The sequence below is a fragment of the Ruegeria sp. P10 genome, assembly GCF_056534925.1.
The window spans coordinates 362,493-385,271 of sequence record NZ_JBQERJ010000001.1; the positions used below are offsets into that span (position 1 = coordinate 362,493).

At 58.9% G+C, this 22,779-nt stretch carries 21 protein-coding genes and 1 tRNA gene; 15 read left to right on the plus strand and 7 right to left on the minus strand.

The annotated features are described in order from the left end of the window. From ACR0FB_RS01810 to pdxH, 4 genes are all read right to left on the minus strand, one after another. Positions 1 to 77: transfer RNA gene (locus ACR0FB_RS01810), tRNA-Pro, on the minus strand. A gap of 43 nt (positions 78 to 120) precedes the next feature. After that, positions 121 to 588, minus strand: a complete 468-nt coding sequence (locus tag ACR0FB_RS01815; RefSeq protein WP_171632240.1) for a DUF192 domain-containing protein — start codon at positions 586 to 588, stop codon at positions 121 to 123. A gap of 5 nt (positions 589 to 593) precedes the next feature. Continuing rightward, positions 594 to 1,100, minus strand: a complete 507-nt coding sequence (locus tag ACR0FB_RS01820) for a cold-shock protein (RefSeq protein WP_216598188.1) — start codon at positions 1,098 to 1,100, stop codon at positions 594 to 596. A gap of 142 nt (positions 1,101 to 1,242) precedes the next feature. Continuing rightward, positions 1,243 to 1,848, minus strand: a complete 606-nt coding sequence (gene pdxH / locus ACR0FB_RS01825; protein ID WP_480619999.1) for a pyridoxamine 5'-phosphate oxidase — start codon at positions 1,846 to 1,848, stop codon at positions 1,243 to 1,245. Between the two features lie 135 nt (positions 1,849 to 1,983). Here pdxH and fabI point away from each other — a divergent pair, with 135 nt between their 5' ends. From fabI to trpE, 5 genes are all read left to right on the plus strand, one after another. Then, positions 1,984 to 2,790 carry an enoyl-ACP reductase FabI gene (fabI, locus tag ACR0FB_RS01830; RefSeq protein ID WP_171228263.1) on the plus strand — a complete coding sequence of 269 codons (807 nt, stop codon included), beginning with the start codon at positions 1,984 to 1,986 and terminating at the stop codon, positions 2,788 to 2,790. Positions 2,791 to 2,794: 4 nt separating this feature from the next. Then, positions 2,795 to 3,304, plus strand: coding sequence for a xanthine phosphoribosyltransferase (gpt, locus tag ACR0FB_RS01835; protein ID WP_152458089.1), 510 nt, complete (start codon positions 2,795 to 2,797; stop codon positions 3,302 to 3,304). A 21-nt stretch (positions 3,305 to 3,325) separates the two neighbouring features. Then, on the plus strand, positions 3,326 to 4,501 hold the full coding sequence (locus tag ACR0FB_RS01840) for an aminotransferase (RefSeq protein WP_480619467.1): 1,176 nt from the start codon (positions 3,326 to 3,328) through the stop codon (positions 4,499 to 4,501). Positions 4,502 to 4,581: 80 nt separating this feature from the next. Next, the gene (locus ACR0FB_RS01845) at positions 4,582 to 6,423 is read left to right on the plus strand and encodes a peptidylprolyl isomerase (RefSeq protein WP_480619468.1); all 1,842 of its coding nucleotides are present in this window, start codon (positions 4,582 to 4,584) and stop codon (positions 6,421 to 6,423) included. Positions 6,424 to 6,434: 11 nt separating this feature from the next. Next, a complete protein-coding gene (gene trpE, locus ACR0FB_RS01850) occupies positions 6,435 to 7,946 on the plus strand; it encodes an anthranilate synthase component I (RefSeq protein ID WP_210092403.1) in 1,512 nt (503 codons plus the stop codon). 55 nt (positions 7,947 to 8,001) lie between these two features. On the opposite strand, the gene ACR0FB_RS01855 is transcribed toward trpE, so the two are convergent. Next, the gene (locus ACR0FB_RS01855; RefSeq protein WP_480619470.1) at positions 8,002 to 9,435 is read right to left on the minus strand and encodes a divergent polysaccharide deacetylase family protein; all 1,434 of its coding nucleotides are present in this window, start codon (positions 9,433 to 9,435) and stop codon (positions 8,002 to 8,004) included. Positions 9,436 to 9,633: 198 nt separating this feature from the next. On the opposite strand from ACR0FB_RS01855, the gene ACR0FB_RS01860 reads away from it, so the two are divergent. The 6 genes from ACR0FB_RS01860 (at position 9,634) to lexA (ending at position 14,459) form a co-directional block, all read left to right on the plus strand. Beyond that, positions 9,634 to 10,215 (plus strand): anthranilate synthase component II, encoded by a 582-nt coding sequence (locus ACR0FB_RS01860; RefSeq protein ID WP_171632221.1) that lies wholly within the window; start codon positions 9,634 to 9,636, stop codon positions 10,213 to 10,215. Beyond that, positions 10,212 to 11,231, plus strand: coding sequence for an anthranilate phosphoribosyltransferase (trpD, locus tag ACR0FB_RS01865; protein WP_171632218.1), 1,020 nt, complete (start codon positions 10,212 to 10,214; stop codon positions 11,229 to 11,231). Before ACR0FB_RS01860 ends, trpD begins: the two co-directional genes overlap by 4 nt. Beyond that, positions 11,228 to 12,040: an indole-3-glycerol phosphate synthase TrpC gene (gene trpC, locus ACR0FB_RS01870; protein ID WP_171632216.1), complete on the plus strand. Its 813-nt coding sequence runs from the start codon at positions 11,228 to 11,230 to the stop codon at positions 12,038 to 12,040. Before trpD ends, trpC begins: the two co-directional genes overlap by 4 nt. Continuing rightward, a complete protein-coding gene (gene moaC, locus ACR0FB_RS01875; protein ID WP_171328258.1) occupies positions 12,040 to 12,513 on the plus strand; it encodes a cyclic pyranopterin monophosphate synthase MoaC in 474 nt (157 codons plus the stop codon). Before trpC ends, moaC begins: the two co-directional genes overlap by 1 nt. Then, the gene (locus ACR0FB_RS01880; protein ID WP_480619472.1) at positions 12,510 to 13,682 is read left to right on the plus strand and encodes a molybdopterin molybdotransferase MoeA; all 1,173 of its coding nucleotides are present in this window, start codon (positions 12,510 to 12,512) and stop codon (positions 13,680 to 13,682) included. Before moaC ends, ACR0FB_RS01880 begins: the two co-directional genes overlap by 4 nt. A 78-nt stretch (positions 13,683 to 13,760) precedes the next feature. Beyond that, positions 13,761 to 14,459, plus strand: coding sequence for a transcriptional repressor LexA (lexA, locus tag ACR0FB_RS01885; protein WP_171632210.1), 699 nt, complete (start codon positions 13,761 to 13,763; stop codon positions 14,457 to 14,459). Here the strand turns inward: lexA and ACR0FB_RS01890 are convergent. Beyond that, positions 14,453 to 16,501: a ComEC/Rec2 family competence protein gene (locus ACR0FB_RS01890; protein WP_480619474.1), complete on the minus strand. Its 2,049-nt coding sequence runs from the start codon at positions 16,499 to 16,501 to the stop codon at positions 14,453 to 14,455. The genes lexA and ACR0FB_RS01890 overlap by 7 nt on opposite strands. A gap of 78 nt (positions 16,502 to 16,579) precedes the next feature. Here ACR0FB_RS01890 and gltX point away from each other — a divergent pair, with 78 nt between their 5' ends. Together gltX and gltA are read left to right on the plus strand one after the other, a co-directional pair. Next, positions 16,580 to 17,980, plus strand: coding sequence for a glutamate--tRNA ligase (gltX, locus tag ACR0FB_RS01895; RefSeq protein WP_480619476.1), 1,401 nt, complete (start codon positions 16,580 to 16,582; stop codon positions 17,978 to 17,980). A gap of 121 nt (positions 17,981 to 18,101) precedes the next feature. Further along, entirely contained in the window at positions 18,102 to 19,397 is a 1,296-nt protein-coding gene (gene gltA / locus ACR0FB_RS01900) for a citrate synthase (RefSeq protein ID WP_171632203.1), read from the plus strand. Positions 19,398 to 19,534: 137 nt separating this feature from the next. Here the strand turns inward: gltA and ACR0FB_RS01905 are convergent, their stop codons facing one another. Beyond that, positions 19,535 to 20,602 carry a PA0069 family radical SAM protein gene (locus ACR0FB_RS01905; RefSeq protein WP_480619478.1) on the minus strand — a complete coding sequence of 356 codons (1,068 nt, stop codon included), beginning with the start codon at positions 20,600 to 20,602 and terminating at the stop codon, positions 19,535 to 19,537. Positions 20,603 to 20,872: 270 nt separating this feature from the next. Between ACR0FB_RS01905 and ACR0FB_RS01910 the strand changes: the two genes are divergently transcribed. Both ACR0FB_RS01910 and ACR0FB_RS01915 read left to right on the plus strand, forming a co-directional pair. Further along, positions 20,873 to 21,571, plus strand: a complete 699-nt coding sequence (locus ACR0FB_RS01910; protein WP_171632198.1) for a corrinoid protein — start codon at positions 20,873 to 20,875, stop codon at positions 21,569 to 21,571. A gap of 146 nt (positions 21,572 to 21,717) precedes the next feature. Beyond that, on the plus strand, positions 21,718 to 22,755 hold the full coding sequence (locus ACR0FB_RS01915; protein WP_480619480.1) for a Hint domain-containing protein: 1,038 nt from the start codon (positions 21,718 to 21,720) through the stop codon (positions 22,753 to 22,755). The last annotated feature ends 24 nt before the right edge of the window (positions 22,756 to 22,779 follow it).

The following is a 22,779-nucleotide window of genomic DNA, read 5'->3' on the forward strand; positions in this document are numbered from 1 at the left end:
TGGTCGGGGCGGCAGGATTCGAACCTACGACCCCCTGTACCCAAAACAGGTGCGCTACCAGACTGCGCCACGCCCCGGACCGTGCGCCTTCCTAACGACGCCGATCTGATTTGAAAAGCCCTAACAGGGCCAAATTGCAGGTCCTTGCGAAAAAATTTCGTGCTTCATCTGTGTCCCGGGCCCGATAGAGTAGCGCGCGGACAATCCTGCATTGATTTCCAGCACCGCAAATACGGAATCGCCCCCTTCAATCGGCGTAAGATCACCCGGAATCGCCTCTTCATGCACACGCGTCACCAAACCGGTGCGATCCAGAAATACCATATCGAGCGGGATCAGGGTGTTCTTCATCCAGAACGCAACGGGCTGCGGCGGATCAAAGACGAACAGCATACCGGATCGAGCCGGCAACGATTCGCGAAACATCAAACCGCGGGATCGCTCTTGCGGAGTAACGGCGACTTCCACGTTAAATTGCACCGTCGCACTGTCATTTCTGAGCGTGACACGGTCCGATCTGCATGCGGCAGCGGCAACTCCTGTCCACAAAGTTACGAAAATGGTCAAGAGTATCCGAAGCCGTTTCATTCGGTTCAGCTATCCAAAGCCGCTTCCCAGGCCAGAACCTGCGCGGCCATCCGACCCCGCTTGCCGTCGATCACCCTCATGGCCAGCGCTTCACCAGGTTGCAGATCGGCAAGCCCCGAGCGGCGCAGCACCTCGATATGAAGGAATACGTCTTCGTTGCGCCCAAACACATTGGCGAATCCGAAACCTTTGCCCTTGTCGAACCATTTCACCCGCGCGGCTTCCAGCGGCGCTTTTGCAATGACCTCCGGATCCAACTCGGCAAAATCAGCTAGCATCATCGAGTCGGTCCGCGCCGGCGGATCAATCGCAACGACCTCGACCGCCTGAACCCCTCGGTCCGTGCGGTGAGTCATGATTTCAATGCTGGCGCCATCCGCAACCGAGCTCTGGCCGTAGTTGCGCAGAACATTCACATGCAACAGAATATCCGGGCCGCCCTCTTCGGACACAACAAAGCCAAACCCCTTGGCGGGGTCGAACCATTTTACGTGTCCACGGACGCGGTACATGTTGTTCAGGTCTTCTGGCACGGTTTTCCCATCGCGAATTTCAGCAGTTCGTTAAGGGTTTGTTGTTTAGGGGAATGGCAGACAAATTCAAGCTGAAAAGATTGTTTGTTTTCTGCCTGTTGCATTTCACGACACGTGAACGTCATGGATTCAACCTTTCAACATGCCATGCCGATCCCGGCTCAATTCGTTGCCATCTGAACCGGTCATGCAAGCGGAATGCACCATCGGCCCAGAACTCAATCTCGGTGGGCGTCAATCTGTACCCGCCCCAATACGGCGGACGCGGTGGATTTGGCCCAAGTTTCGCCGTCACTTTCGCGACCTCTGCCATCAAAGCTGCCCGGCTTGAAAGCGGTTGCGACTGCTTTGAAGCCCACGCGCCCAGGCGGCTTTTCAATGACCTTGATGCATAATATTCATCAGCCTGGGGCCCATTTTCACGACGTATTATACCACGAACACGAAGCTGACGCCGCAAAGATTTCCAATGCATCACAAATGCAGCTTTTCCGGCTGCATCCAGTTCCTTGGCCTTGGCGCTTTCGTAGTTCGTATAAAAAACAAACGAGTCCGCTTCGATTTCCTTGAGCAACACCATGCGAGCATTTGGCATGCCATCTGGATCAACGGTTGCAAGCGCAATCGCATTCGGGTCGTTCAATTCGGTTTCTTCAGCCTCGGCAAGCCACCGGGCCGCTATTTCAAACGGATCGGAGCCAGCAAAGATGCCATCACGCTCGGTCATTTCCATCCCCTGGAAAGTACTAACGACGAACCTAAGGCGAGAACCCGCTGCGGGCAAGAGCGCACGGCCTTGATGCAACGCAACCAATGGCATAAACCAACTCAACATAACGCGAAGACAGGCGGAGAACCGAACATGTCAAATCAGTTGATGGCCGGCAAGCGCGGCCTCATCATGGGACTGGCCAATGACAAATCAATCGCATGGGGAATCGCCCGCGCCTTGTCGAACGCCGGGGCCGAGCTGGCCTTTTCCTATCAGGGCGAGGCTTTGAAAAAGCGCGTCGACCCGCTGGCGGCGCAATTGGGCAGCGAAATCGTTCTGCCCTGCGACGTCAGTGACGAAGCGTCCATCGACGCGCTGTTTGCAGCGCTGGAAGAGAAATGGGGCAAGCTGGACTTCGTCGTCCACGCCATCGGCTTTTCCGACAAGAACGAGCTGCGCGGTCGCTATGTCGACACCAGCCGCGCGAATTTCAAACTGACGATGGATGTGTCGGTATATTCCTTCACAGCCGTGATGCAGCGTGCCGAAAAGATGATGTCAGAAGGCGGCAGCGCTGTGACCCTGACCTATTACGGCGCCGAGCAGGTCATGCCGCATTATAATGTCATGGGCGTCGCCAAGGCCGCGCTGGAGGCGTCGGTCAAATACCTGGCCGAGGATCTGGGCAAGGATGGCATCCGCGTGAACTCGATCTCGGCCGGCCCGATCAAGACGCTGGCCGCCAGCGGCATCGGCGATTTCCGCTATATCATGAAGTGGAACGAATATAACTCGCCCCTGCGCCGCAACGTGACGATCGATGACGTCGGCAACTCGGCGCTGTACCTGTTGTCGGATCTGTCCAGCGGCGTAACCGGTGAGAATCTGCATGTGGATTCGGGGTATCACATTGTCGGCATGAAGGCCGTTGACGCCCCGGACGTTGAAAAAGGTTAAGAACATGAGCGCCAAGGACCGCCTGCCCCACGAAAAAGGCTTTCACATCAGCTGGGACCAGATTCATCGCGATTCGCGTGCACTGGCCTGGCGTCTTGACGGGCAAGGTCCCGATGATGGCAACTGGCGGGGTGTTGTCGCGATCACGCGCGGCGGCATGGCGCCTGCGATGATCGTCAGCCGAGAACTGGACATCCGTACGGTCGATACGATCAGCGTGCGTTCATACCACCACCAGGAACAGGGTGAAGCAGAGGTGTTGAAATCTCCGGACGCCGACCTGATGGGTGACGGAACCGGTATTCTGATCATCGACGACCTGGTCGACAGCGGAAAGACGTTGGAACTGGTTCGGGACATGTACCCAAACGCGCATTTCGCGACGGTTTACGCCAAACCCAAGGGCCGCCCGATGGTGGATACCTTCATCACCGAAGTCAGCCAGGACACATGGATCTTCTTCCCATGGGATATGGCCCTTCAATATGTCGAGCCGTATCGCGGCACCGATTGATTTCTGAACAGTAGACCGCTCATGACGCTCAGCCGCACCGCCGCAACATTCGCCCCTCCGGTGATGGAGGCGCGCCGATGGGTCGAGGGCGTTGCCTTCCCATCCGACCGCCCGTTGATCAACGTAAGCCAGGCGGCCCCGGTCGATCCGCCGCCGCTGGCCTTGCGGCAGGCTATGGCCGACTTCGCCGTTCGCGAAGACAGCGCACATCTTTACGGCCCGGTATTGGGCAATGACGATCTGCGCGCCGAACTGGCGGCGCAGATCAGTTCTCACTATGCGGCGCAGGTAGATGCACCTCGGATCGCCATCACCTCGGGCTGCAATCAGGCGTTTTCGGCCGTGATATCGGCGATTACCGGCGAAGCGGATGAGGTCATTCTGCCAACCCCCTGGTATTTCAACCACAAAATGTGGCTGGACATGGCCGGAGTACAGGCCGTGGACCTGCCGACCGGGGAGGATCTTTTGCCCGATCCAGAGCGTGCGCGCGGATTGATTACCGACAAGACACGCGCCATTGCGCTGGTCACGCCCAACAATCCGGGCGGCGTCGAATACCCTACCGAATTGGTCAAGGCCTTTTTCAACCTGGCCCGTAAAACCGGGATCCGCCTGATCGTCGATGAAACCTATCGCGATTTCGACAGCCGCAGCGGCCCCCCGCATGATCTGTTTCAGCAACCCGGGTGGGACGAAACGCTTGTCCACCTTTACTCTTTCTCCAAGGCTTATCGTCTGACGGGCCACAGGGTGGGTGCCATCGCAACAAACCCGGCGTTGTTGGCCGAGGTCGAGAAATTTCTGGATACGGTCGCCATTTGCCCGGGACAGATCGGCCAGTTCGCAGCGTTGTGGGGTATGAAAAACCTGTCGCAATGGCTGGCCGGCGAGCGTGACGAAATTCTTGACCGCCGCGCAGCCATTGCAGAAGGGATGCCGGCGCTTGAAGCACGGGGGTGGCGGCTTTTGGGACTTGGCGCCTATTTTGCCTATCTCGAACATCCGTTTGATATGCCCTCAGACGAGCTCGCGCGCCGTCTGGTCAGCGAAGCTGGCGTGCTGCTGTTGCCCGGAACCATGTTCATGCCGGATCATGACCCGGCTGGAAAACGGCAGGTGCGCATTGCTTTTGCCAATCTGGATCGGGCCGGGCTGGGCCAATTGTTCGACCGGTTGCAGGCCCTGTCCTTCTAAGCTTGCCCCTCGGCGGTGTGCGTCGTATTCAGGGCCGCAACCGACAGGGCAGAACTCTGCCGAAAAAACAAGAGGGCATCATGGCCGCAGGCGCTAAAAGTCTTTCGAAAACCTTTGTCTGGATTCTGATGGGCCTGCTGATGCTGGGCCTTGCGGGATTTGGCGCGGTCAACCTCAGCGGGACGATCCGCACAGTTGCGACAGTCGGCGACGAAAGCATCTCGGTCGATGACTACGTGCGCGAATTGCAGCGCGAGATTCGAGCGGTGGAGGCACAATCCGGGCAACCTTTGCAGATGTCGCAAGCCCGCGATCTGGGTCTGGACCGAAACGCCCTTGCCCGCCTGACCGCTTTGGCGGCGCTGGACAACGAGGTCGGTCAGCTTGGGATTTCCATCGGCGATGAGAACCTTCAGCAAGAGATCATCTCGATCCCGGCATTTCAGGGTGTCAACGGAACTTTTGACCGTGAATCCTATCGCTTTCAGCTGGAACAGGTCGGCATGACCGACTCCGAATTCGAATCCGATCTGCGCAAGGAATCCGCCCGAACCATCGTACAGGGCGCAATCATGGGCGGCGTGAAAATGCCGGCAACGCTGACGGACACGATGATCGATTATATCGGCGCGCGGCGCAGCTTTGCTGTTGCAACTGTTGGAACGGAAGCGCTGGATACACCTGTGGCCGATCCAACGGACGCACAGATCCAGGCATTCTATGATGACAATGGGGACCAGTTCATGCTGCCCCGCACCAAGCAGCTGACTTACGCGATTCTGTCGCCAGCAATGTTTGTGGATACGGTCGAAATCGACGAAGACGCTCTGCGCAAGCTTTATGAAGAACGAAACGACGAATACAACCAGCCTGAACGCCGTTTGGTCGAACGTCTGAACTTCCCAAGCGAACAGGCCGCCAAGGACGCTTTGGCGCAGCTTGAGGTTGGCGGCACAACGTTCGAACAGTTGGTTCGGGATCGCGATCTGGAACTGAATGACATCGATCTGGGCGACGTGACGCGTGAGGATCTGGGCGAAGCTGCGGACGCCGTTTTTGCGGCCGAGCTTGACACTGTCGTGGGCCCGTTGCCTTCGGTGTTTGGTCCGGCCCTGTTCCGCGTCAACGGATCACTGGCTGCGAACACTGTTCCATTTGAAGAGGCCGAGCCGGCACTTCGCGAAGAGTTGGCGACTGAACGCGCCCGCCGTCTGATCGAAGCGCAATCCGAAGATATCAACGACATGCTGGCAGGCGGTGCCACGCTGGAAGAACTGGCGGAAGAAACCGAAATGGAACTGGGTCAGATCGACTGGACTCGTGACAGCGACGAAGGTGTTGCGGCCTATGACGGGTTCCGAGCGGCCGCAGAAGCCGTGCAGGAAGGAGATTTCCCTGAAATCGCATTCCTGGAAGATGGGTCAATTTTTGCCCTGCGCCTGGACGAGGTTCTGCCGCGTCGCCCGGAACCGCTGGAGAGCGCGCGCGACCGTGTCGCCGAGGCCTGGCAACAGGCCGAGATCAACAAAGCCTTACGCGAAAAGGCGGATGCCATTCTGAACCAACTGACACCTGACGGTGATTTCGCAGCGACCGGCCTGCCCTTCCGCGTCGAAAACGCCCTGACCCGCACAGCGTTTCTGGATGATGTTCCGGCCAGTTTCATGAACGAAGTTTTCGCGATGGAACCGGGCGAGATGCGCGTTGTTGAGGGCAATGGTGCGGCTTGGATAGTGCGTCTGGATGAAACCCTGCCGCCGGCGGATACGGATGAACTGCGTCAGTTGCGTGATGCCCTGAGCTCGCAGATGGATCAGGCTTTGGCACAGAATATCTTTAACGCCTACGTACGTGACGCCCAGACCCGGGCGCGCCCCGTGGTGGATCAACAGGCGCTGAACGCCGTGCAGGCGAGCTTTTAAACGAGACCGATATGGCCCTGACACCCGATTTCGAAACCTTCGCGCGCGCCTATGATGCGGGCGAAAACCAGGCTGTATATACGCGTCTGGCCGCCGATCTGGACACACCTGTGTCACTGATGCTCAAGCTGACGGGCGCGCAGAAAGATGCGTTCATGCTGGAATCGGTTACAGGCGGAGAGGTTCGTGGCCGCTATTCGATCATTGGCATGAAACCTGATCTGGTCTGGCGCTGTCACGGGGAAACCTCGGAACTGAATCGCTCGGCTCGGTTCGATGCCGAGGCGTTCTCGCCCCAAGATGGCAACCCGATGGACAACCTGCGTGCGCTTCTTGCCGAGAGCCGCATGGAATTGCCCGATGACCTGCCACAGGCCGCTGCCGGGCTGTTCGGGTATCTGGGTTATGACATGGTTCGGCTGGTGGAACACCTTCCGGATGTGAACCCTGATCCGCTGGGTTTGCCCGATGCGATCATGCTGCGCCCGTCTGTCATCGCAGTGCTGGATGGGGTCAAGGGAGAGGTGACGGTGGTTTCACCCGCCTGGGCCAGCGACGGTCAATCGGCCAAGGCGGCCTATGCGCAGGCGGCTGAGCGTGTGATGGATGCGGTCCGCGACCTGGAACGTGCCATGCCCGCGGAAACCCGCGATCTGGGCGACGCGCGCGAGGTCGCCGCGCCGGTGTCGAACTTTACCAAGTCCGGCTATATGGAGGCGGTTGAAAAGGCCAAGGAATACATCCGCGCGGGTGACATCTTTCAGGTTGTCCCGGCACAGCGCTGGACGCAGGATTTTCCGCTGCCGCCTTTTGCTCTCTACCGATCCTTGCGGCGCACCAACCCGTCACCCTTCATGTTCTACTTCAACTTCGGCGGTTTTCAGGTGGTGGGCGCAAGCCCCGAAATCCTGGTGCGTGTGTTTGGCAATGAAGTCACCATTCGCCCCATCGCAGGCACGCGCCCACGTGGCGCGACGCCCGAAGAAGACAAGGCGAACGAGCTGGATCTGCTGGCCGACAAGAAAGAACTGGCCGAGCATCTGATGCTGCTGGATCTGGGTCGCAACGATACCGGTCGTGTGTCAAAGATCGGAACCGTGCGTCCGACAGAAGAGTTCATCATCGAACGCTACAGCCACGTGATGCATATCGTATCAAACGTTGTAGGCGAATTGGCCGAAGACAAAGACGCTTTGGATGCCTTTTTTGCCGGTATGCCGGCAGGTACGGTTTCGGGCGCGCCCAAAGTGCGCGCGATGGAGATCATCGACGAGCTGGAGCCTGAAAAACGCGGCGTTTACGGCGGCGGCGTCGGCTATTTCAGCGCGGGCGGAGACATGGACATGTGTATTGCCCTGCGCACCGCCATCGTGAAAGATCAGAAACTCTATATCCAAGCTGGGGGTGGTGTTGTTTACGACAGCGACCCCGAAGCCGAGTTCATGGAAACTGTTCATAAATCCAACGCCATACGGCGCGCGGCAGCTGACGCCGCCCGGTTCACCGGCAACGGAAACGGCTAAAAAAGGGGCGGCCGATCAGATGATCACCGCCTCTTTTCGTTGCTGTCTGTGCGGGTCACTGCACCTGTTTCATCATGACAGCCGAGATCGGAGCCATTGCCACGCGGTTGCCCCGATCTTCCAGCCCCCACAGCAACAGGGCTGAAATCGTCTCGGGACGCACGCGCCCTAGCATGACCACTGTCCCTTCCTGCCCCGCACGGAACGCGGCCTGATCCAGGAATCTGCGCATGATTTTGGGATCCTGCCGTGCGCCGTCGATATCGCGGAAAACGACACTGGACGGAATTCCGTTTCGCGCCGCCAGTTTCTGCACGGTGTTGAGCCCATTGTCCTGCGTAATCAGCCCCCGGCCGGTTCCCGCAGCAATCGCAGCAACCTGATCAGCCAGTTTGCGATTGCCCTGAATCCCGCTGTTCACGCCTTCCAGAATACCAACCGTTTCCGGCAGGGTATCCAGCCACACCGACAGCGACACCTCGGCGTCCTGCGCGCTTGCCGCCTCGGGCAGATCCGCCAGGGCCAGCACCTCGAACCCGGCGTTGCGGTGACGGGCCATCTTTTCTGCCGCGTCAGGATCCGATGGGTTCACGGCAAAGCTGATCGGATAGGGAAAGTCCTGCAAAGCCTCGGACCCGAATGCACCCTCGTCATCGATCAGAATGATGGACATCAGCGGCTTGGATTCGGGGTTTTCGAACTTTGCCGCAAAACGCTCGATCGGCTTGGCCGATTTCGCCGGTTCAGCCGAGGCCTGTTCCACTACGGGCTCATCATCCCGTTCTGTCAGCGGAACGACGCGTTTTCCGATGATCGAGCTGGCACTTGCTTTCAGCTCACCCCCGATCTGGGGCAGCGCAGCGATGCGCGGCAGTTCCCGAGGCATGGTGTCTTCATCCCCCTCCACGGCAATCGGGCTGTTTTCAAAGGGGTTCTGTTCTTCGGCTTCTGTCGACTCTGGCTCCGGTTCTGGAACCGCCCGTGGCAGAGGGTCTGGCTCGGGCGCAAGCGCGGCCACCTCGGTGTTCTCGGGCTCTGTTGGCGGGGCCGGTGTTTCATCAATGACGGCAGGCAGCGCATCGTCTGGCTGAATCGCGGGAACCTGACTTGGCTCTGGCAGGGCGGCGGGCGCTTCGATCACGAATGACACTTCATTTGCACCTGCCGCTTCCGGTTGGTTCAGCGCGTCCGTTGCCGCGCCGACAACCGGCTGGGAATCGATTGACGTTTCCAGCCCCGACAGATCGGCCAGATCCTCGCCTGCGTCATCGGCGGCTTCTGGCGCACGCGGGGCAAGTTCCACCAGATCGGCGTCAGAACCGGCGTCTGCCACTTCAGCCGGAGCCTCGGGAGTCTCAGAAATCGTCGGCGCCGGTGCTTCGGTTGCAACAACCGGGGTATTCACCATCGGCGTCTTGAGTGACACAACCGCACCCAAGATCAAAACAACGATCGCGCCCGCGACCATTCCTCCGAAAAATCCGCCCATTTTCCTGCCTTTCGCCTCTTTCCTCTGCCTCGTTCAGCTCTGCGCCATCTGGTGTGGCGCTCGGCCAATTGAACGCGCCAGAAACGGGATGTCCTCTTGACGCTGCCGCTCAAGCCTGAGCATGTATGTGCGGACATTATACCGTGGCCCGGGGCTGCATCGCCAGCCCGAAATGCCCAAGCGAAGATAAGTGCCCAAATGCTGCTGCTGATCGACAACTACGACTCGTTTACCTACAATTTGGTACATTATTTAGGCGAACTTGGTGCCGAAATGGTCATTCGCCGAAATGATGCGCTGGACGTGCAGGAAGCGATGGCCATGAACCCCGCCGGCATACTGCTGAGCCCCGGCCCCTGCGACCCGGATCAGGCGGGGATTTGCCTGGCACTGACGGAAGCCGCCGCAGAAACCAAAACGCCGCTAATGGGGGTTTGCCTGGGCCATCAGACCATAGGCCAGGTGTTTGGCGGCAAGGTGGTTCGGTGCCACGAGATCGTTCATGGCAAGATGGGCACGGTGAAGCACACCGGCAAGGGGTTGTTTGCCGGGCTGCCCTCACCCTTTGAGGCAACGCGCTACCATTCGCTGGTGGTCGAGCGCGAGACCCTGCCCGATTGCCTGGAGATCACGGCCCAGCTGGACGACGGCACGATCATGGGATTGCAGCACAAGGAATTGCCGATCCACGGTGTGCAGTTCCATCCGGAATCCATCGCATCCGAGCACGGTCACGCCCTTCTCAAAAACTTCCTGCAAGAACTGAAAGTCCCGGCATGAGCGACGCGCTGAAACCGCTGATCGGAGCCGCTGCCGATCGTCCTTTGACACGTGCCGAGGCTGAAAAAGCCTTTGCCATACTGTTCGATGGCGAAGCCACGCCCAGCCAGATCGGCGGATTGCTGATGGCCATGCGGACACGCGGTGAGACGGTCGATGAATACGCCGCGGCAGCCGCCGTGATGCGTTCGAAATGCAATGCCGTGAACGCACCCGAGGGGGCGATGGATATCGTCGGCACCGGCGGCGACGGCAAAGGCACCCTGAACATCTCGACCGCGACCGCTTTTGTCGTGGCCGGTGCCGGAGTCACGGTCGCGAAACACGGCAATCGCAACCTGAGCTCCAAATCCGGCGCGGCGGACGCATTGGGCCAGATGGGTATCAACGTAATGGTCGGCCCGCAAGTTGTTGAAAATGCGCTGAAAGACGTTGGAATCGGCTTCATGATGGCGCCAATGCACCACCCTGCCATCGCCCATGTGATGCCGTCCCGGCAAGAATTGGGAACGCGCACGATCTTCAATATTCTTGGCCCCCTGACCAACCCTGCCGGCGTCAAACGGCAATTGACCGGCGCCTTCAGCCGCGACCTGATCCACCCGATGGCCGAAACGCTTGGCCTGCTGGGCTCGGACCGGGCCTGGCTGGTGCATGGTTCGGACGGGACCGACGAGCTTACGATCACCGGCATCAGCTGGGTCGCCGCTCTGGAAGACGGGATTGTGAAAGAGGTCGAACTGCACCCCGAAGACGCAGGTCTTCCGGTGCATCCGTTCGAGGACATCATCGGTGGCTCGCCCGAGGAAAACGCCGTTGCGTTCCGGGCTTTGCTGGAAGGTGCCCCGTCTGCGTATCGTGACGCGGTGCTGCTGAATTCGGCCGCCGCTCTGGTCGTCGCCGAAGCGGCAAAAGATCTGCGCGAAGGCGTGGCCATGGCTGCTGAAAGCATTGACAGTGGCAATGCCAAAATTAAAATTACGGCCTTGGCCGCCAAGACACAGGAAGCCGCATGACCGACACCGTTCTGGATAGAATCAAAGCCTACAAACTGGAAGAAGTCGCGGCGGACAAAGCGCAGAAATCCCTGGAAACACTGGAAAGTGAGGCCCGGTCCGCCTCGGAACCTCGTGGCTTTGCCAATGCGCTGCAACACGCCTCGCGGCAAGGCTATGGCCTGATCGCAGAGGTCAAGAAAGCCAGCCCGTCCAAAGGACTGATCCGGCCGGATTTCGACCCGCCGGTTCTTGCAAAGGCTTATGAAGATGGTGGCGCGACATGTTTGTCCGTCCTGACCGACACCCCCAGTTTTCAGGGTCAAAAAGAGTATCTGACGCAGGCGCGCGAGGCGACATCCCTGCCCGCCTTGCGCAAGGATTTCATGTACGACCCGTATCAGGTGGTCGAAGCACGCGCCCTGGGGGCGGATTGCATTCTGATCATCATGGCCTCGGTCAGCGATGATCAGGCGGCTGAACTGGAAGACACTGCATTCGATTGGGATATGGATGTTCTGATCGAAGTACACGACGAGGCAGAGCTTGAACGCGCGGCACAGCTGAAAAGTCCGCTGATCGGTATCAACAACCGCAATCTGAAGACCTTCGAGACAACGCTCGACACGACGCGCCGCCTGTCCAAGCTGGTGCCCGCCGATCGCACCATCGTGTGCGAAAGCGGTCTGGGTACACCAGACGACCTGAAGGACATTGCACGCTATGGGGCCCGCTGCTTCTTGATCGGAGAAAGCCTGATGCGCCAGGACGATGTGGAAGCGGCAACGCGCCATATCCTGTCAAACCCGCTGATCCCCGGAGTGATGTGATGCCACTGACCCATTTCGATGCCCAAGGTCAGGCACATATGGTCGATGTCTCGGACAAGGAGGTGACAGATCGCGTCGCCATTGCCGAAGGTCACATCAGGATGGCGCCGGAAACTTTTGAAATCATTTCCGAAGGTCGCGCCAAGAAAGGCGATGTTCTGGGCATTGCCCGCTTGGCTGGCATCATGGGCGCAAAGAAAACGCCGGACCTTATTCCGCTGTGTCATCCTTTGCCGGTGACCAAAGTGGCCGTCGAGCTGACTCTTGACCCGGACCTGCCGGGTGTTCGGATCCAGGCCACCGTCAAGACCTCGGGCCAGACCGGGGTAGAGATGGAAGCGCTGACCGCCGTATCGACGGCCGCCTTGACCGTATACGACATGACCAAGGCCGTCGATAAGGCGATGGAGATAGGCGGCATTCGCGTTCTGCTTAAAGATGGCGGTAAATCAGGGCGTTACGAGGCGAAATGATTACTGTCGAAGAGGCGCGCGCCCTGTTGTTCGATCTCGTGGGGCCTTTGCCGGCCGAATTGGTACCACTGGCCCAGTCCGCAGGGCGCGTGCTTTCGCGGGATGTCACGGCCACGCGGGATCAGCCGCCTTTTGCCGCCTCTTCCATGGATGGCTATGCAGTCAAATCTGACGAGGTCGAACTGCACGCCATGTTCAAAGTCGTGGGCGAGTCAGCGGCCGGGCGTCGTTTTGAGGGCGCTGTAGGCCCCGGACAGGCCGTTCGCATCTATACCGGCGCCCCTGTGCCCGAGGGCGCGGATTTCGTTGTGATTCAAGAGGATACGGACCGCCGCGGTGATCTTCTGACGATCACGGACACACCCGGCGCCAAAACGAACATCCGACCCGCTGGCGTGGATTTCAAGGCTGGCATGTCCATATCGGCCCCGCGATTGATCCGCGCTGAAGATGTGGCCTTGATGGCCGCGATGAACATCCCTCGCGTCCCTGTGTCGCGCAAACCCGTGATCGCCCTCATCTCGACTGGTGATGAGTTGGTCATGCCCGGGGAAGAACCCGGCCCGGATCAGATCATTGCATCGAACACATTTGGCCTGAAGGCAATGCTCGAAGGATTGGGGGCTGTGGTGCGCGTGCTTCCGATCGCGCGGGATACTGTTTCGTCGCTTGAAACGGCCTTTGGCCTTGCGCAGGGGGCGGATCTGGTCGTGACGATCGGCGGAGCGTCGGTTGGCGATTATGACCTCGTGTCGGACGTCTCGCAGGGGTTGGGGATGAAGCAATCCTTCTACAAGATCCGAATGCGCCCCGGAAAACCTCTGATGGCCGGTCGTATCGGCAACGCGGCGATGGTCGGGTTGCCGGGCAATCCGGTCAGTGCCATGGTCTGCGGCTATCTGTTTCTGGCCCCGATGGTGCGCCGGATGCTGGGGCTTGAACAGGTGCTGCCGCCCTTCCTCACGGCCCGGCTGAGTGGTCATTTGCCCGAGAATGGCCCGCGCGAGCATTATATGCGCGCCGTGGTGACGGATGCCGGTATCGAAGCTTGCGCAGATCAGGACAGTTCCCTGCTCAGCGTATTGGCTCAGTCCAACGCGCTTTTGGTCCGCGCCCCACACGATCCGGCGCGCGACATCGGGGAAATGGTCGAATATCTGCCAATCTGATGTAACCTCAAATTCGTTGACACAAAACGTGAACATGCGTAGAACAAAAGAAAACGCATGAGCGACGAGGTGTGAGCGATGCTGACCAAGAAGCAATTGGATTTGCTGGAATTCATCCACAAACGCGTGCAGGCGGATGGTGTTCCGCCCAGTTTTGATGAAATGAAGGCTGCTCTCGACCTGCGGTCGAAATCCGGCATTCACCGGTTGATCACCGCACTGGAGGAACGCGGGTTTATCCGCCGCCTTGCCCATCGCGCTCGGGCCATTGAGATCGTGAAATTGCCCGAAAGCCTTGGCGGCGAGCCGACGGCCGGCTTTACGCCACGTGTGATCGAAGGCGACCGGCCCAAGGGCCCCCGCCCTGCGAATATGGAGCCTGTATCGGTGGACGCGCTCGAGCTGCCGGTCATGGGCCGGATCGCAGCCGGTGTTCCCATCGAAGCAATCAGCCATGTATCGCATCACGTGGCCGTCCCCGGCCCCATGGTTTCGGGACAGGGTCAGCACTATGCATTGGAAGTTCGCGGCGACTCGATGATCGACGCTGGCATCAATGACGGTGATGTGGTCGTCATCCGGGAAACCTCGACCGCGGATAACGGCGACATCGTGGTTGCCTTGGTCGAGGATCAGGAAGCGACCCTCAAGCGGTACTTCCGCCGTGGCAACGCAATCGCGCTTGAGGCTGCAAACCCGGCTTATGAAACGCGCGTCCTGCCCGAAGAAAAGGTCAAGGTTCAGGGCCGGTTGGTCGGACTGATCCGCACCTATTGAGCCTGATTGGAATGACGGTCCCCGGCAGGTTTCGGGGACCAAAGCCGATGACCTGTCATGTCCGCGCTCGAGGTCAACTTTCCGTTCGAAACCGACAGGCTGCCGGTTTCGTACAACCGTTCCGGATCGAACACCCCGCACGAACCTTGCAGGGCAAGCGCAACGGCCGAGATGATGATCTGGTTTTCCTGACATTCATCAAACACCCGCGCCGCCCGTTTTCCGGTGATATGGATGATCTCAAAGTCATTCAACGGGTATCGTTGCACGATGTCGCTGTCCGGCCATCTGAGCGCCGCCTCGATCTGATCAACGCCATCTCCGTCATTTTCAAGCCAAACACCGGCGACAAACCCGCTGCCTTTGCTTTTGCTGAGGGCCCGCCCCTTGTCGGTCATGACCCCTACCAATCCGCCGTTTTCAGCAATCAGGACATCCGGTCTGTGCCCCGAGTTCCAAAGCAGAAATGCCAGGACAACAGGCACTGCTCCGGCCCACCGTGCTTGTCCCTGCCACAAGGCCATCCACAAGGCGCCGAGTGCGACCAAGGGCAGGATGTACCAAGGCGGGCTGACCACAAAACCCTGCGCGCCATCAAGGTGCGACACCCAGTCCGAAACCGTAAGGATCCAATGCAACGCCCACCCCATGACGGTCAGGGCAATTGCCTCCAGTCCAAACGGGGCCAGAAGCGCCGCTACGACGGCGGAGGGCACGACAAAAAGGCCCATAACAGGAACGGAAAGCAGGTTGGCAAGCAGACCGAAATGGGACATCGTATTGAAATGCGCGGCACCTATGGGGGCTGTTGCAAGGCCTGCAATTGCCGATGACATCACCACGCCGACGACGGGCTTCAACCAGTTTGGGCCGGGCATCGGGCGCATCTCTCGCAACGCTCCGAAGACGGCAACCAACGCTGTGGTTGCGGCGAAAGACATTTGAAATCCGGGGCTCAGCAGCGACTCGGGCCGAAGAACCAGCACGATTACGGCGGCAACAGCAACCGCACGCAGCGAAATCGCGCGTCGGTCGATCAACACGGCCCCCAGCATGACGCTGACCATGACAAAGGCCCGTTCGGTTGCAACGTTGCCGCCGGACAACAACAGATAAAGGGTTGCGGCACAAAGCGCGAGAACAGTAGCCACCTTCCGAACCGGAAGTCGCAACGCAACAGGGGGGCACAACGACAGCCCCAACCGACACGCCACGAATACGAAGCCTGTCAGAAGCCCCATATGAAGCCCGGAAATGGCCAGCAGGTGCGCCAGATTGGACGCCCGCAAGGATGATAGCGTCTCCTGCCCCATCCCGCTGCGATCTCCGGTGGTGACGGCGGCGGCAAATCCACCGATTTCACCGGGCAGGATCTGCCTGACCCGCTGCGAAATGGCCATGCGGATCGCAGTGATCCGAATGCCGTCGATCCCCTCGGTCGCTGGTGCGATGGTCATGATCGGGACGCGGGTATAGCCGACCGCGCCCAATCGTTGAAACCAGGCATGACGGCGAAAGTCGAAACCTCCGGGCTCGACCGGGCCCTGCGGCGGCGAAAGATGACCTGTGGTCATAATACGCTGCCCCGGTGCGATTGCGCCCGTTGAAACATGAACGGAAAGACGGATGCGCTGCGGCCTGCGCTCTTGAGGTACATCCCCTATGCGTACCTGATCAAGCGTCAACCGCAACGCATCCGAGGCAGACCGATCCATGGCGACGACCCTCCCCTCGACAGGGCCATAATATCGCCACGACAGTACCGGTTCTGCCACCATATGGGCGCGAACGCCTGCCAGAATGAAACCGGCAGCGATCAGCGCCCCCCCGATTGCCAAAGTTCCCACCCCCGGTGGCAGCCGGCGGCGCAAGGCGACAAGAGCGATTCCAAGACAGACAAGACCGGCATAAACTGACCAATCCGGCTCGACGCGGACGCCGAAATAAAGACCAATCCCCGTCGCCAGCAAAACCGGCGCCCAAGGGAAAAGGTAGCCTGTCTGGCGCAGCAGCGCGGCCTCGACCCGTGCAAGAACACGCATGGTTGCCCCCGTCCTTCGGGCTCGTTAGACAGGCTTCAAACTATGCCAGATACGGTTACCAAAAGGTTAATCCCCACCATGACTGAACAGGTCGTCACTCGTTTTGCCCCCTCGCCCACCGGTTTCCTGCATATAGGCGGCGCGCGCACTGCATTGTTCAATTGGCTGTATGCGCGTGGTCGGGGCGGCAAATTCCTGCTGCGGATCGAAGACACCGATCGCGAACGTTCGACACGCGAGGCGACCGCCGCGATCCTTCAGGGCATGGCCTGGCTTGGCCTTGATCACGACGGTGACGTGATCAGCCAGTTCGAAGGGGCCGCCCGTCACGCCGAGGTCGCGCATCAGTTGCTGGCCGAGGGCAAGGCCTACAAGTGTTTCTCGACCCAGGAAGAAATCGCGGCTTTCCGGGACCAGGCGCGCAGCGAAGGGAAATCAACTCTGTTCCGCAGCCCATGGCGAGATGCCGATCCTGCGACGCATCCGGATGCACCTTTTGCCATACGCATCAAGGCGCCTCAGGACGGGGTGACCGTGATCCACGATCAGGTTCAGGGCGATGTGAGCATCCGCAATGACCAGTTGGACGACATGATTCTTCTGCGCTCGGACGGAACACCCGTCTACATGCTGGCAGTCGTTGTCGACGATCACGACATGGGTGTCACCCATGTCATCCGCGGCGACGATCACCTCAACAACGCCGCGCGGCAAATGATGATCTACGAAGCCATGGGCTGGGACGTTCCGGTCTGGGCGCATATCCCGCTGATTCACGGGCCGGACGGCAAGAAGCTGTCCAAGCGCCATGGTGCTCTTGGAGCGCAGGAATATCAGGCCATGGGCTATCCCGCAGCCGGGATGCGCAATTACCTGGCCCGGCTAGGCTGGAGTCATGGCGACGATGAGTTTTTCACGGACGCGCAGGCAAAGGAATGGTTCGATCTGGACGGGATCGGCAAAAGCCCTGCGCGGTTTGATCTGAAGAAGCTTGAAAACCTGTGTGGACAGCATATCGCAATCTCGGACGATGCTGCGCTGCGGCAAGAGATCGAGGCGTATCTGGCCGCAGCAGACCTTACGCCCCTTACTGAAACACAATCCAGTGATCTGGAACGTGCGATGTATTGCCTCAAGGACCGGGCGCGCACCTTCCCGGAACTGCTTGAAAAGGCTCATTTTGCATTGACAAGCCGCCCTATCGTTCCGGATGAAAAGGCAGCAAAGGCATTGGCAACTGTATCCGATGGTATACTGACGGAATTGACGCCGCATCTGCAAAATGCTAGCTGGTCGCGGAACGAACTGGAGGAGGCACTGAATTCCTTTGCCGAGTCAAAGGAGCTCAAGTTCGGCAAGCTGGCCGGTCCGCTGAGGGCCGCCCTGGCAGGTCGGGCCGTTACGCCTTCGGTTTTTGACATGATGCTTGTGCTGGGACGGGAAGAAACCCTGGCGCGGCTTTCTGAAGCAGCGAAATAACCCAAGCTTCATAAACGGGTAACGCTGCTCCGCTAACACCCGGACTGCGCGTCCACGCGCAGTCATTGCCCGTATCACCGGAGGTATCTCTGGCGTGCGCATGAATGAAGAAGGGACAACCATGACTGATAGCAACAAAACAGCCACTCTGACCGTTCACGGCAAAGAGTATGAGTTGCCTGTTCATTCTCCGACTGCTGGTCCGGATGTCATTGATATCCGCAAGCTTTATGGTCAGGCCGGCGTCTTCACCTACGATCCTGGGTTCACTTCGACCGCAAGCTGCGACAGCACCATCACCTATATCGACGGCGAAAAAGGCGAACTGCTGCACCGCGGCTATCCGATCGACCAACTGGCCGAGAAATCGCATTTCCTCGAAGTCTGCTATCTTCTGCTGTACGGAGAACTGCCGGCGGCAAAGGATCTTGAGAAATTCGAGACCACGATCACACGCCACACCATGCTGCACGAGCAGATGCAGTATTTCTATCGCGGTTTCCGCCGCGACGCGCACCCAATGGCCATTATGGTCGGCGTTGTCGGCGCGATGTCGGCCTTCTATCACGATTCAACGGATATCTCGGACCCGCAGCAGCGTGAAATCGCATCGCATCGTCTGATCGCCAAGATGCCGACTATTGCTGCATGGGCCTATAAGTACCACACCGGTCAGCCTTTCGTGTATCCGCGCAACGATCTGGACTATGCGTCGAACTTCCTGCGCATGTGTTTCAGCGTTCCTGCCGAGGAATATGAGGTCAACCCGATCCTTAGCCGAGCGATGGACCGGATTTTGACCCTGCACGCGGATCATGAGCAAAACGCCTCGACATCTACCGTGCGTCTGGCCTCATCTTCAGGTGCGAACCCGTTTGCCTGTATCGCAGCCGGTGTTGCTTGCCTCTGGGGCCCTGCCCACGGTGGCGCAAACCAAGCCTGCCTGGAAATGCTGGAAGAGATCGGCACCGTCGATCGCATTCCCGAATACATCGCCCGGGCCAAGGACAAAGACGATCCGTTCCGCCTGATGGGCTTTGGCCACCGCGTCTACAAGAACTTCGACCCGCGCGCCAAAGTGATGAAGCAATCGGCAGACGAGGTTCTGGATCTGCTGGGCATTGAAAACAACCCAAAACTGCAGGTCGCCAAGGAACTGGAACGCGAAGCGCTGGAAGACCCGTATTTCGCCGAAAAGAAGCTGTTCCCGAATGTCGACTTCTATTCGGGCATCATCCTCGAAGCGATGGGTTTCCCGACCTCGATGTTCACGCCGATCTTCGCCCTGTCACGCACTGTTGGTTGGGTAAGCCAGTGGAAAGAGATGATCGCCGATCCGCAAAACAAGATCGGCCGCCCGCGTCAGCTGTACCTGGGCGAAACGCTGCGCGATTACGTGGATATCGAAAATCGCTGATACGCGCCTTACGGCAATCTGTTTCGAAGGCCCCGGCACTGCCGGGGTCTTTTTTTGTTTGGGCTGAAGCAATGAGAGCGCGAAGACCCGGTGTTTTCCCGCGCAAGACAGCACCGAACAAGCCGGGGCGCATGACCTCAGAACAGGCTCAGCTGATCCCCGGGCTGCGGCGGGACCGCAAACAAATCGCAACGCAACGGGGCCGATTTTATGGACAGCCCCAGACGTTTGCAGGTCTTCAAGAACCTTTGAGCGATAATCCCGGCATACTCACCCTCGCCCCGCATTCTGTGTCCCCAACGCGGATCGTAGTCCCGACCCCCATGCATTTCCCGCAGTTTGGACATGACCTTTTCCGACCGCGATGGCTCATGATCGGCTAGCCAGCCCTGCCAAAGCTGCGATACTTCGCGCGGCAGGCGCAACATGATCCAGCTTGCGGCATCCGCTCCAGCCTCTTTCCCGGCCTCCAGAAGGCTTTCCAGTTCATGATCCGTCAGCCCCGGCACGATGGGTGACGTCATGACACGCACCGGAACGCCCGCTTCCGTCAGCGTTCGGATCACGCGCAACCGACGAATGGGCGACGGCGCCCGTGGTTCCATTCGGCGGGACAATTCCGCATCCAACGTGGTCAGCGAAATACCAACCCGCACCAGTCCCCGGCCTGCCATGTCGGCAAGCAACTCCAGATCCCGCTCTATCAAAGTACCCTTGGTGACGATCGCGACCGGGTGGTTGAACTCACTCAAAACCTCAAGGCATGACCTTGTAATCATGTGCTTTTTCTCAATCGGCTGATACGGGTCTGTATTCGTACCAATTGCAATCGGCGCGACTTTGTAGGATCTGGCGGACAATTCCTTGCGCAGAACACGCCCCATGTTGGGTCGAGCGATCAGGCGGGTTTCGAAATCCAATCCTGCCGATAGCCCAAGATACGCGTGGCTGGGCCGCGCAAAACAGTAAACGCAACCATGTTCACATCCCCGGTACGGGTTGATCGACCGATCGAAGGGCAAGTCGGGGGATCGGTTGTAAGTAATAGCGCTGCGCGCAACCTCTTCGCGTGTCTCGGTACGCAGCGGCGGCAATTCTTCCTCAATGTCCCACCCGTCTTCGGTGGCCGTGGTGGCAAAGCATTCAAACCGACCAGCTTCGTTCGTCGTTGTTCCTCTTGCCTTGATCGTCCGCGCGATACTCATGTCATTTTGTTCTCTTTTTGTTCTAACGCAAACATAGGCTTGTCGCCAATTTGGCGCAAGCCCCGCCAAATCACAGATGGATTGAAGCGAGATGAAATCTCCGCAGGATGATCTTGCAGACTTTTCTATCGAGCCCCCCCATTTTTTGCCCTATAGGTCGGTCCCGAAACGACCGACGTCGCAATCGTCACAGTCACGATGCGACGTTTTGGCCAAAACGGAAAAAATGCCACCACGGGCCGATGGCCCGCCCAGCACAGGGAATACCCCATGTCCGACGAAGAAGACATCGTCCTGTCCGAATTGAATGACGACGAACTGGTCGAGCAGATGTTCGACGATCTCTATGACGGCCTGAAGGAAGAGATCGAAGAAGCCACCAATATCCTGCTGGAACGCGGATGGACACCTTATGACATCCTGACCAAGGCTCTGGTTGGCGGTATGACCATCGTGGGCCATGACTTCCGCGACGGCATCCTGTTTGTCCCCGAGGTTCTGCTGGCCGCAAACGCCATGAAGGGCGGCATGTCCATTCTCAAGCCGCTGTTGGCCGAAACCGGTGCACCGCGCGTCGGCAAGATGGTCATCGGCACCGTGAAGGGCGACATCCACGACATCGGCAAGAACCTTGTTTCGATGATGATGGAAGGCGCTGGCTTCGAAGTTGTCGATCTGGGCATCAACAACCCGGTCGAAAACTACCTGGAAGCGCTGGAAAACGAACAACCCGACATTCTGGGTATGTCGGCCCTGCTGACCACTACGATGCCTTACATGAAAGTGGTCATCGACACGATGGTCGAACAGGGCGTCCGCGACGATTACATCGTTCTGGTCGGCGGCGCGCCCCTGAATGAAGAGTTCGGCAAAGCCATCGGCGCGGATGCCTATTGCCGTGACGCAGCTGTTGCAGTGGAAACCGCCAAGGAATTCGTGGGCCGCAAGCACAATCAACTGGCTGGCTAAGACCCGAATAATACTGATTGAAAGGCCGTCCGATCCGGGCGGCCTTTTCGATTCCGAAGCGCTTTGTCACCGGAAAATCCGGATTATCCAATTCTAAACCAAAGCAGGTCTAAAAGAACGAGGCATCCACATCCCCAGGGGGTCTCGTGCCGACTACGTTCACAGCCATCTCGCTCGGCAAACTTGCCGATATCGACAGTTTCGAAGGCAACAACACAGCTGAAAACGCTTCGGTGCTTGTGGGAAAAACCTTTGGCGGGTCCGACGATCCGCTGGCTCATAACAGCGTCACCTGGAGCCCGGTCGGCAATCCGGGTTCGTACTACAACATGAACAACATGTCGGCCAATGATCGGCTTTCGATCAATGGCGGACCGCCTCAGACATTCGATGGCACTTCGGTCTACAACGCCACGATCATCTATTTTGACGGATCAACTGCCAGGATTTCCGCAGTTTTGGCGCAGGATGTGGATGGCAACACCTATCTGATGCCGGAATTCTCGGACAATTCGGACCAGTCCGCCTTGGAGGCTGGCCCTGTCCGCTCGATCACGCTCAACAGCCTTGCCGGAAACCGGTATTCAGGCCTGACATCCCGCCGTGAAGATTGGGATCTGGTGCCCTGCTTTACCCCCGGAACGATGATCCGCACCGAGCAAGGCGTGCGACCGATTGAAACCCTGTCCGTCGGTGACCGGATTGAAACCTATGATCATGGGCTGCAACCCCTGCGTTGGATGGGGCGGCGAACCGTCAAGGCAACGGGTCCGCATACGCCAATTCTCTTCAAAGCAGGCGCCATCGGAAACACGCGCGACCTTCTGGTGTCGCAACAGCACCGCATACTGATTGGGGATTGGCGTCTCGAGCTGTACACCGGACATTGCGAAGCCCTGGCGCCTGCCAAACATCTCGTGAACGGGTCCGACATCATACTGCGGCCCGGAGGGCTGGTGACCTACATCCACTTGCTGTTCGACCGGCATGAGCTGCTCTGGTCCGAAGATTGCCTGAGCGAGAGCTTTCATCCCGGCGCGCATATCTGGGACAGTCTCGGGTCTGCCGCACGGCAAGAAATCCTGTCGCTGTTTCCGGAACTGTCGCTGAACGGTGTTGCCGCGTACGGCCCGCTGGCCCGGCCGCTGCTGACCGCGTTCGAAGCGCATGCGTCGGCGGCCTGACATGAGATGTCGGATCGGGGCTTG

Coding starts and splice junctions, on each gene's coding strand:
- ACR0FB_RS01905 (WP_480619478.1), bottom strand. CDS start 20,602: ATGAGTATCGCGCGGACGATCAAGGCAAGAGGAACAACGACGAACGAA.
- gltX (WP_480619476.1), top strand. CDS start 16,580: ATGACTGAACAGGTCGTCACTCGTTTTGCCCCCTCGCCCACCGGTTTC.
- ACR0FB_RS01845 (WP_480619468.1), top strand. CDS start 4,582: ATGGCCGCAGGCGCTAAAAGTCTTTCGAAAACCTTTGTCTGGATTCTG.
- ACR0FB_RS01815 (WP_171632240.1), bottom strand. CDS start 588: ATGAAACGGCTTCGGATACTCTTGACCATTTTCGTAACTTTGTGGACA.
- trpE (WP_210092403.1), top strand. CDS start 6,435: ATGGCCCTGACACCCGATTTCGAAACCTTCGCGCGCGCCTATGATGCG.
- ACR0FB_RS01860 (WP_171632221.1), top strand. CDS start 9,634: ATGCTGCTGCTGATCGACAACTACGACTCGTTTACCTACAATTTGGTA.
- ACR0FB_RS01910 (WP_171632198.1), top strand. CDS start 20,873: ATGTCCGACGAAGAAGACATCGTCCTGTCCGAATTGAATGACGACGAA.
- trpD (WP_171632218.1), top strand. CDS start 10,212: ATGAGCGACGCGCTGAAACCGCTGATCGGAGCCGCTGCCGATCGTCCT.
- trpC (WP_171632216.1), top strand. CDS start 11,228: ATGACCGACACCGTTCTGGATAGAATCAAAGCCTACAAACTGGAAGAA.
- ACR0FB_RS01880 (WP_480619472.1), top strand. CDS start 12,510: ATGATTACTGTCGAAGAGGCGCGCGCCCTGTTGTTCGATCTCGTGGGG.
- gpt (WP_152458089.1), top strand. CDS start 2,795: ATGAGCGCCAAGGACCGCCTGCCCCACGAAAAAGGCTTTCACATCAGC.
- ACR0FB_RS01890 (WP_480619474.1), bottom strand. CDS start 16,501: ATGCGTGTTCTTGCACGGGTCGAGGCCGCGCTGCTGCGCCAGACAGGC.
- ACR0FB_RS01820 (WP_216598188.1), bottom strand. CDS start 1,100: ATGTACCGCGTCCGTGGACACGTAAAATGGTTCGACCCCGCCAAGGGG.
- moaC (WP_171328258.1), top strand. CDS start 12,040: ATGCCACTGACCCATTTCGATGCCCAAGGTCAGGCACATATGGTCGAT.
- pdxH (WP_480619999.1), bottom strand. CDS start 1,848: ATGACCGAGCGTGATGGCATCTTTGCTGGCTCCGATCCGTTTGAAATA.
- gltA (WP_171632203.1), top strand. CDS start 18,102: ATGACTGATAGCAACAAAACAGCCACTCTGACCGTTCACGGCAAAGAG.
- ACR0FB_RS01840 (WP_480619467.1), top strand. CDS start 3,326: ATGACGCTCAGCCGCACCGCCGCAACATTCGCCCCTCCGGTGATGGAG.
- fabI (WP_171228263.1), top strand. CDS start 1,984: ATGTCAAATCAGTTGATGGCCGGCAAGCGCGGCCTCATCATGGGACTG.
- ACR0FB_RS01855 (WP_480619470.1), bottom strand. CDS start 9,435: ATGGGCGGATTTTTCGGAGGAATGGTCGCGGGCGCGATCGTTGTTTTG.
- lexA (WP_171632210.1), top strand. CDS start 13,761: ATGCTGACCAAGAAGCAATTGGATTTGCTGGAATTCATCCACAAACGC.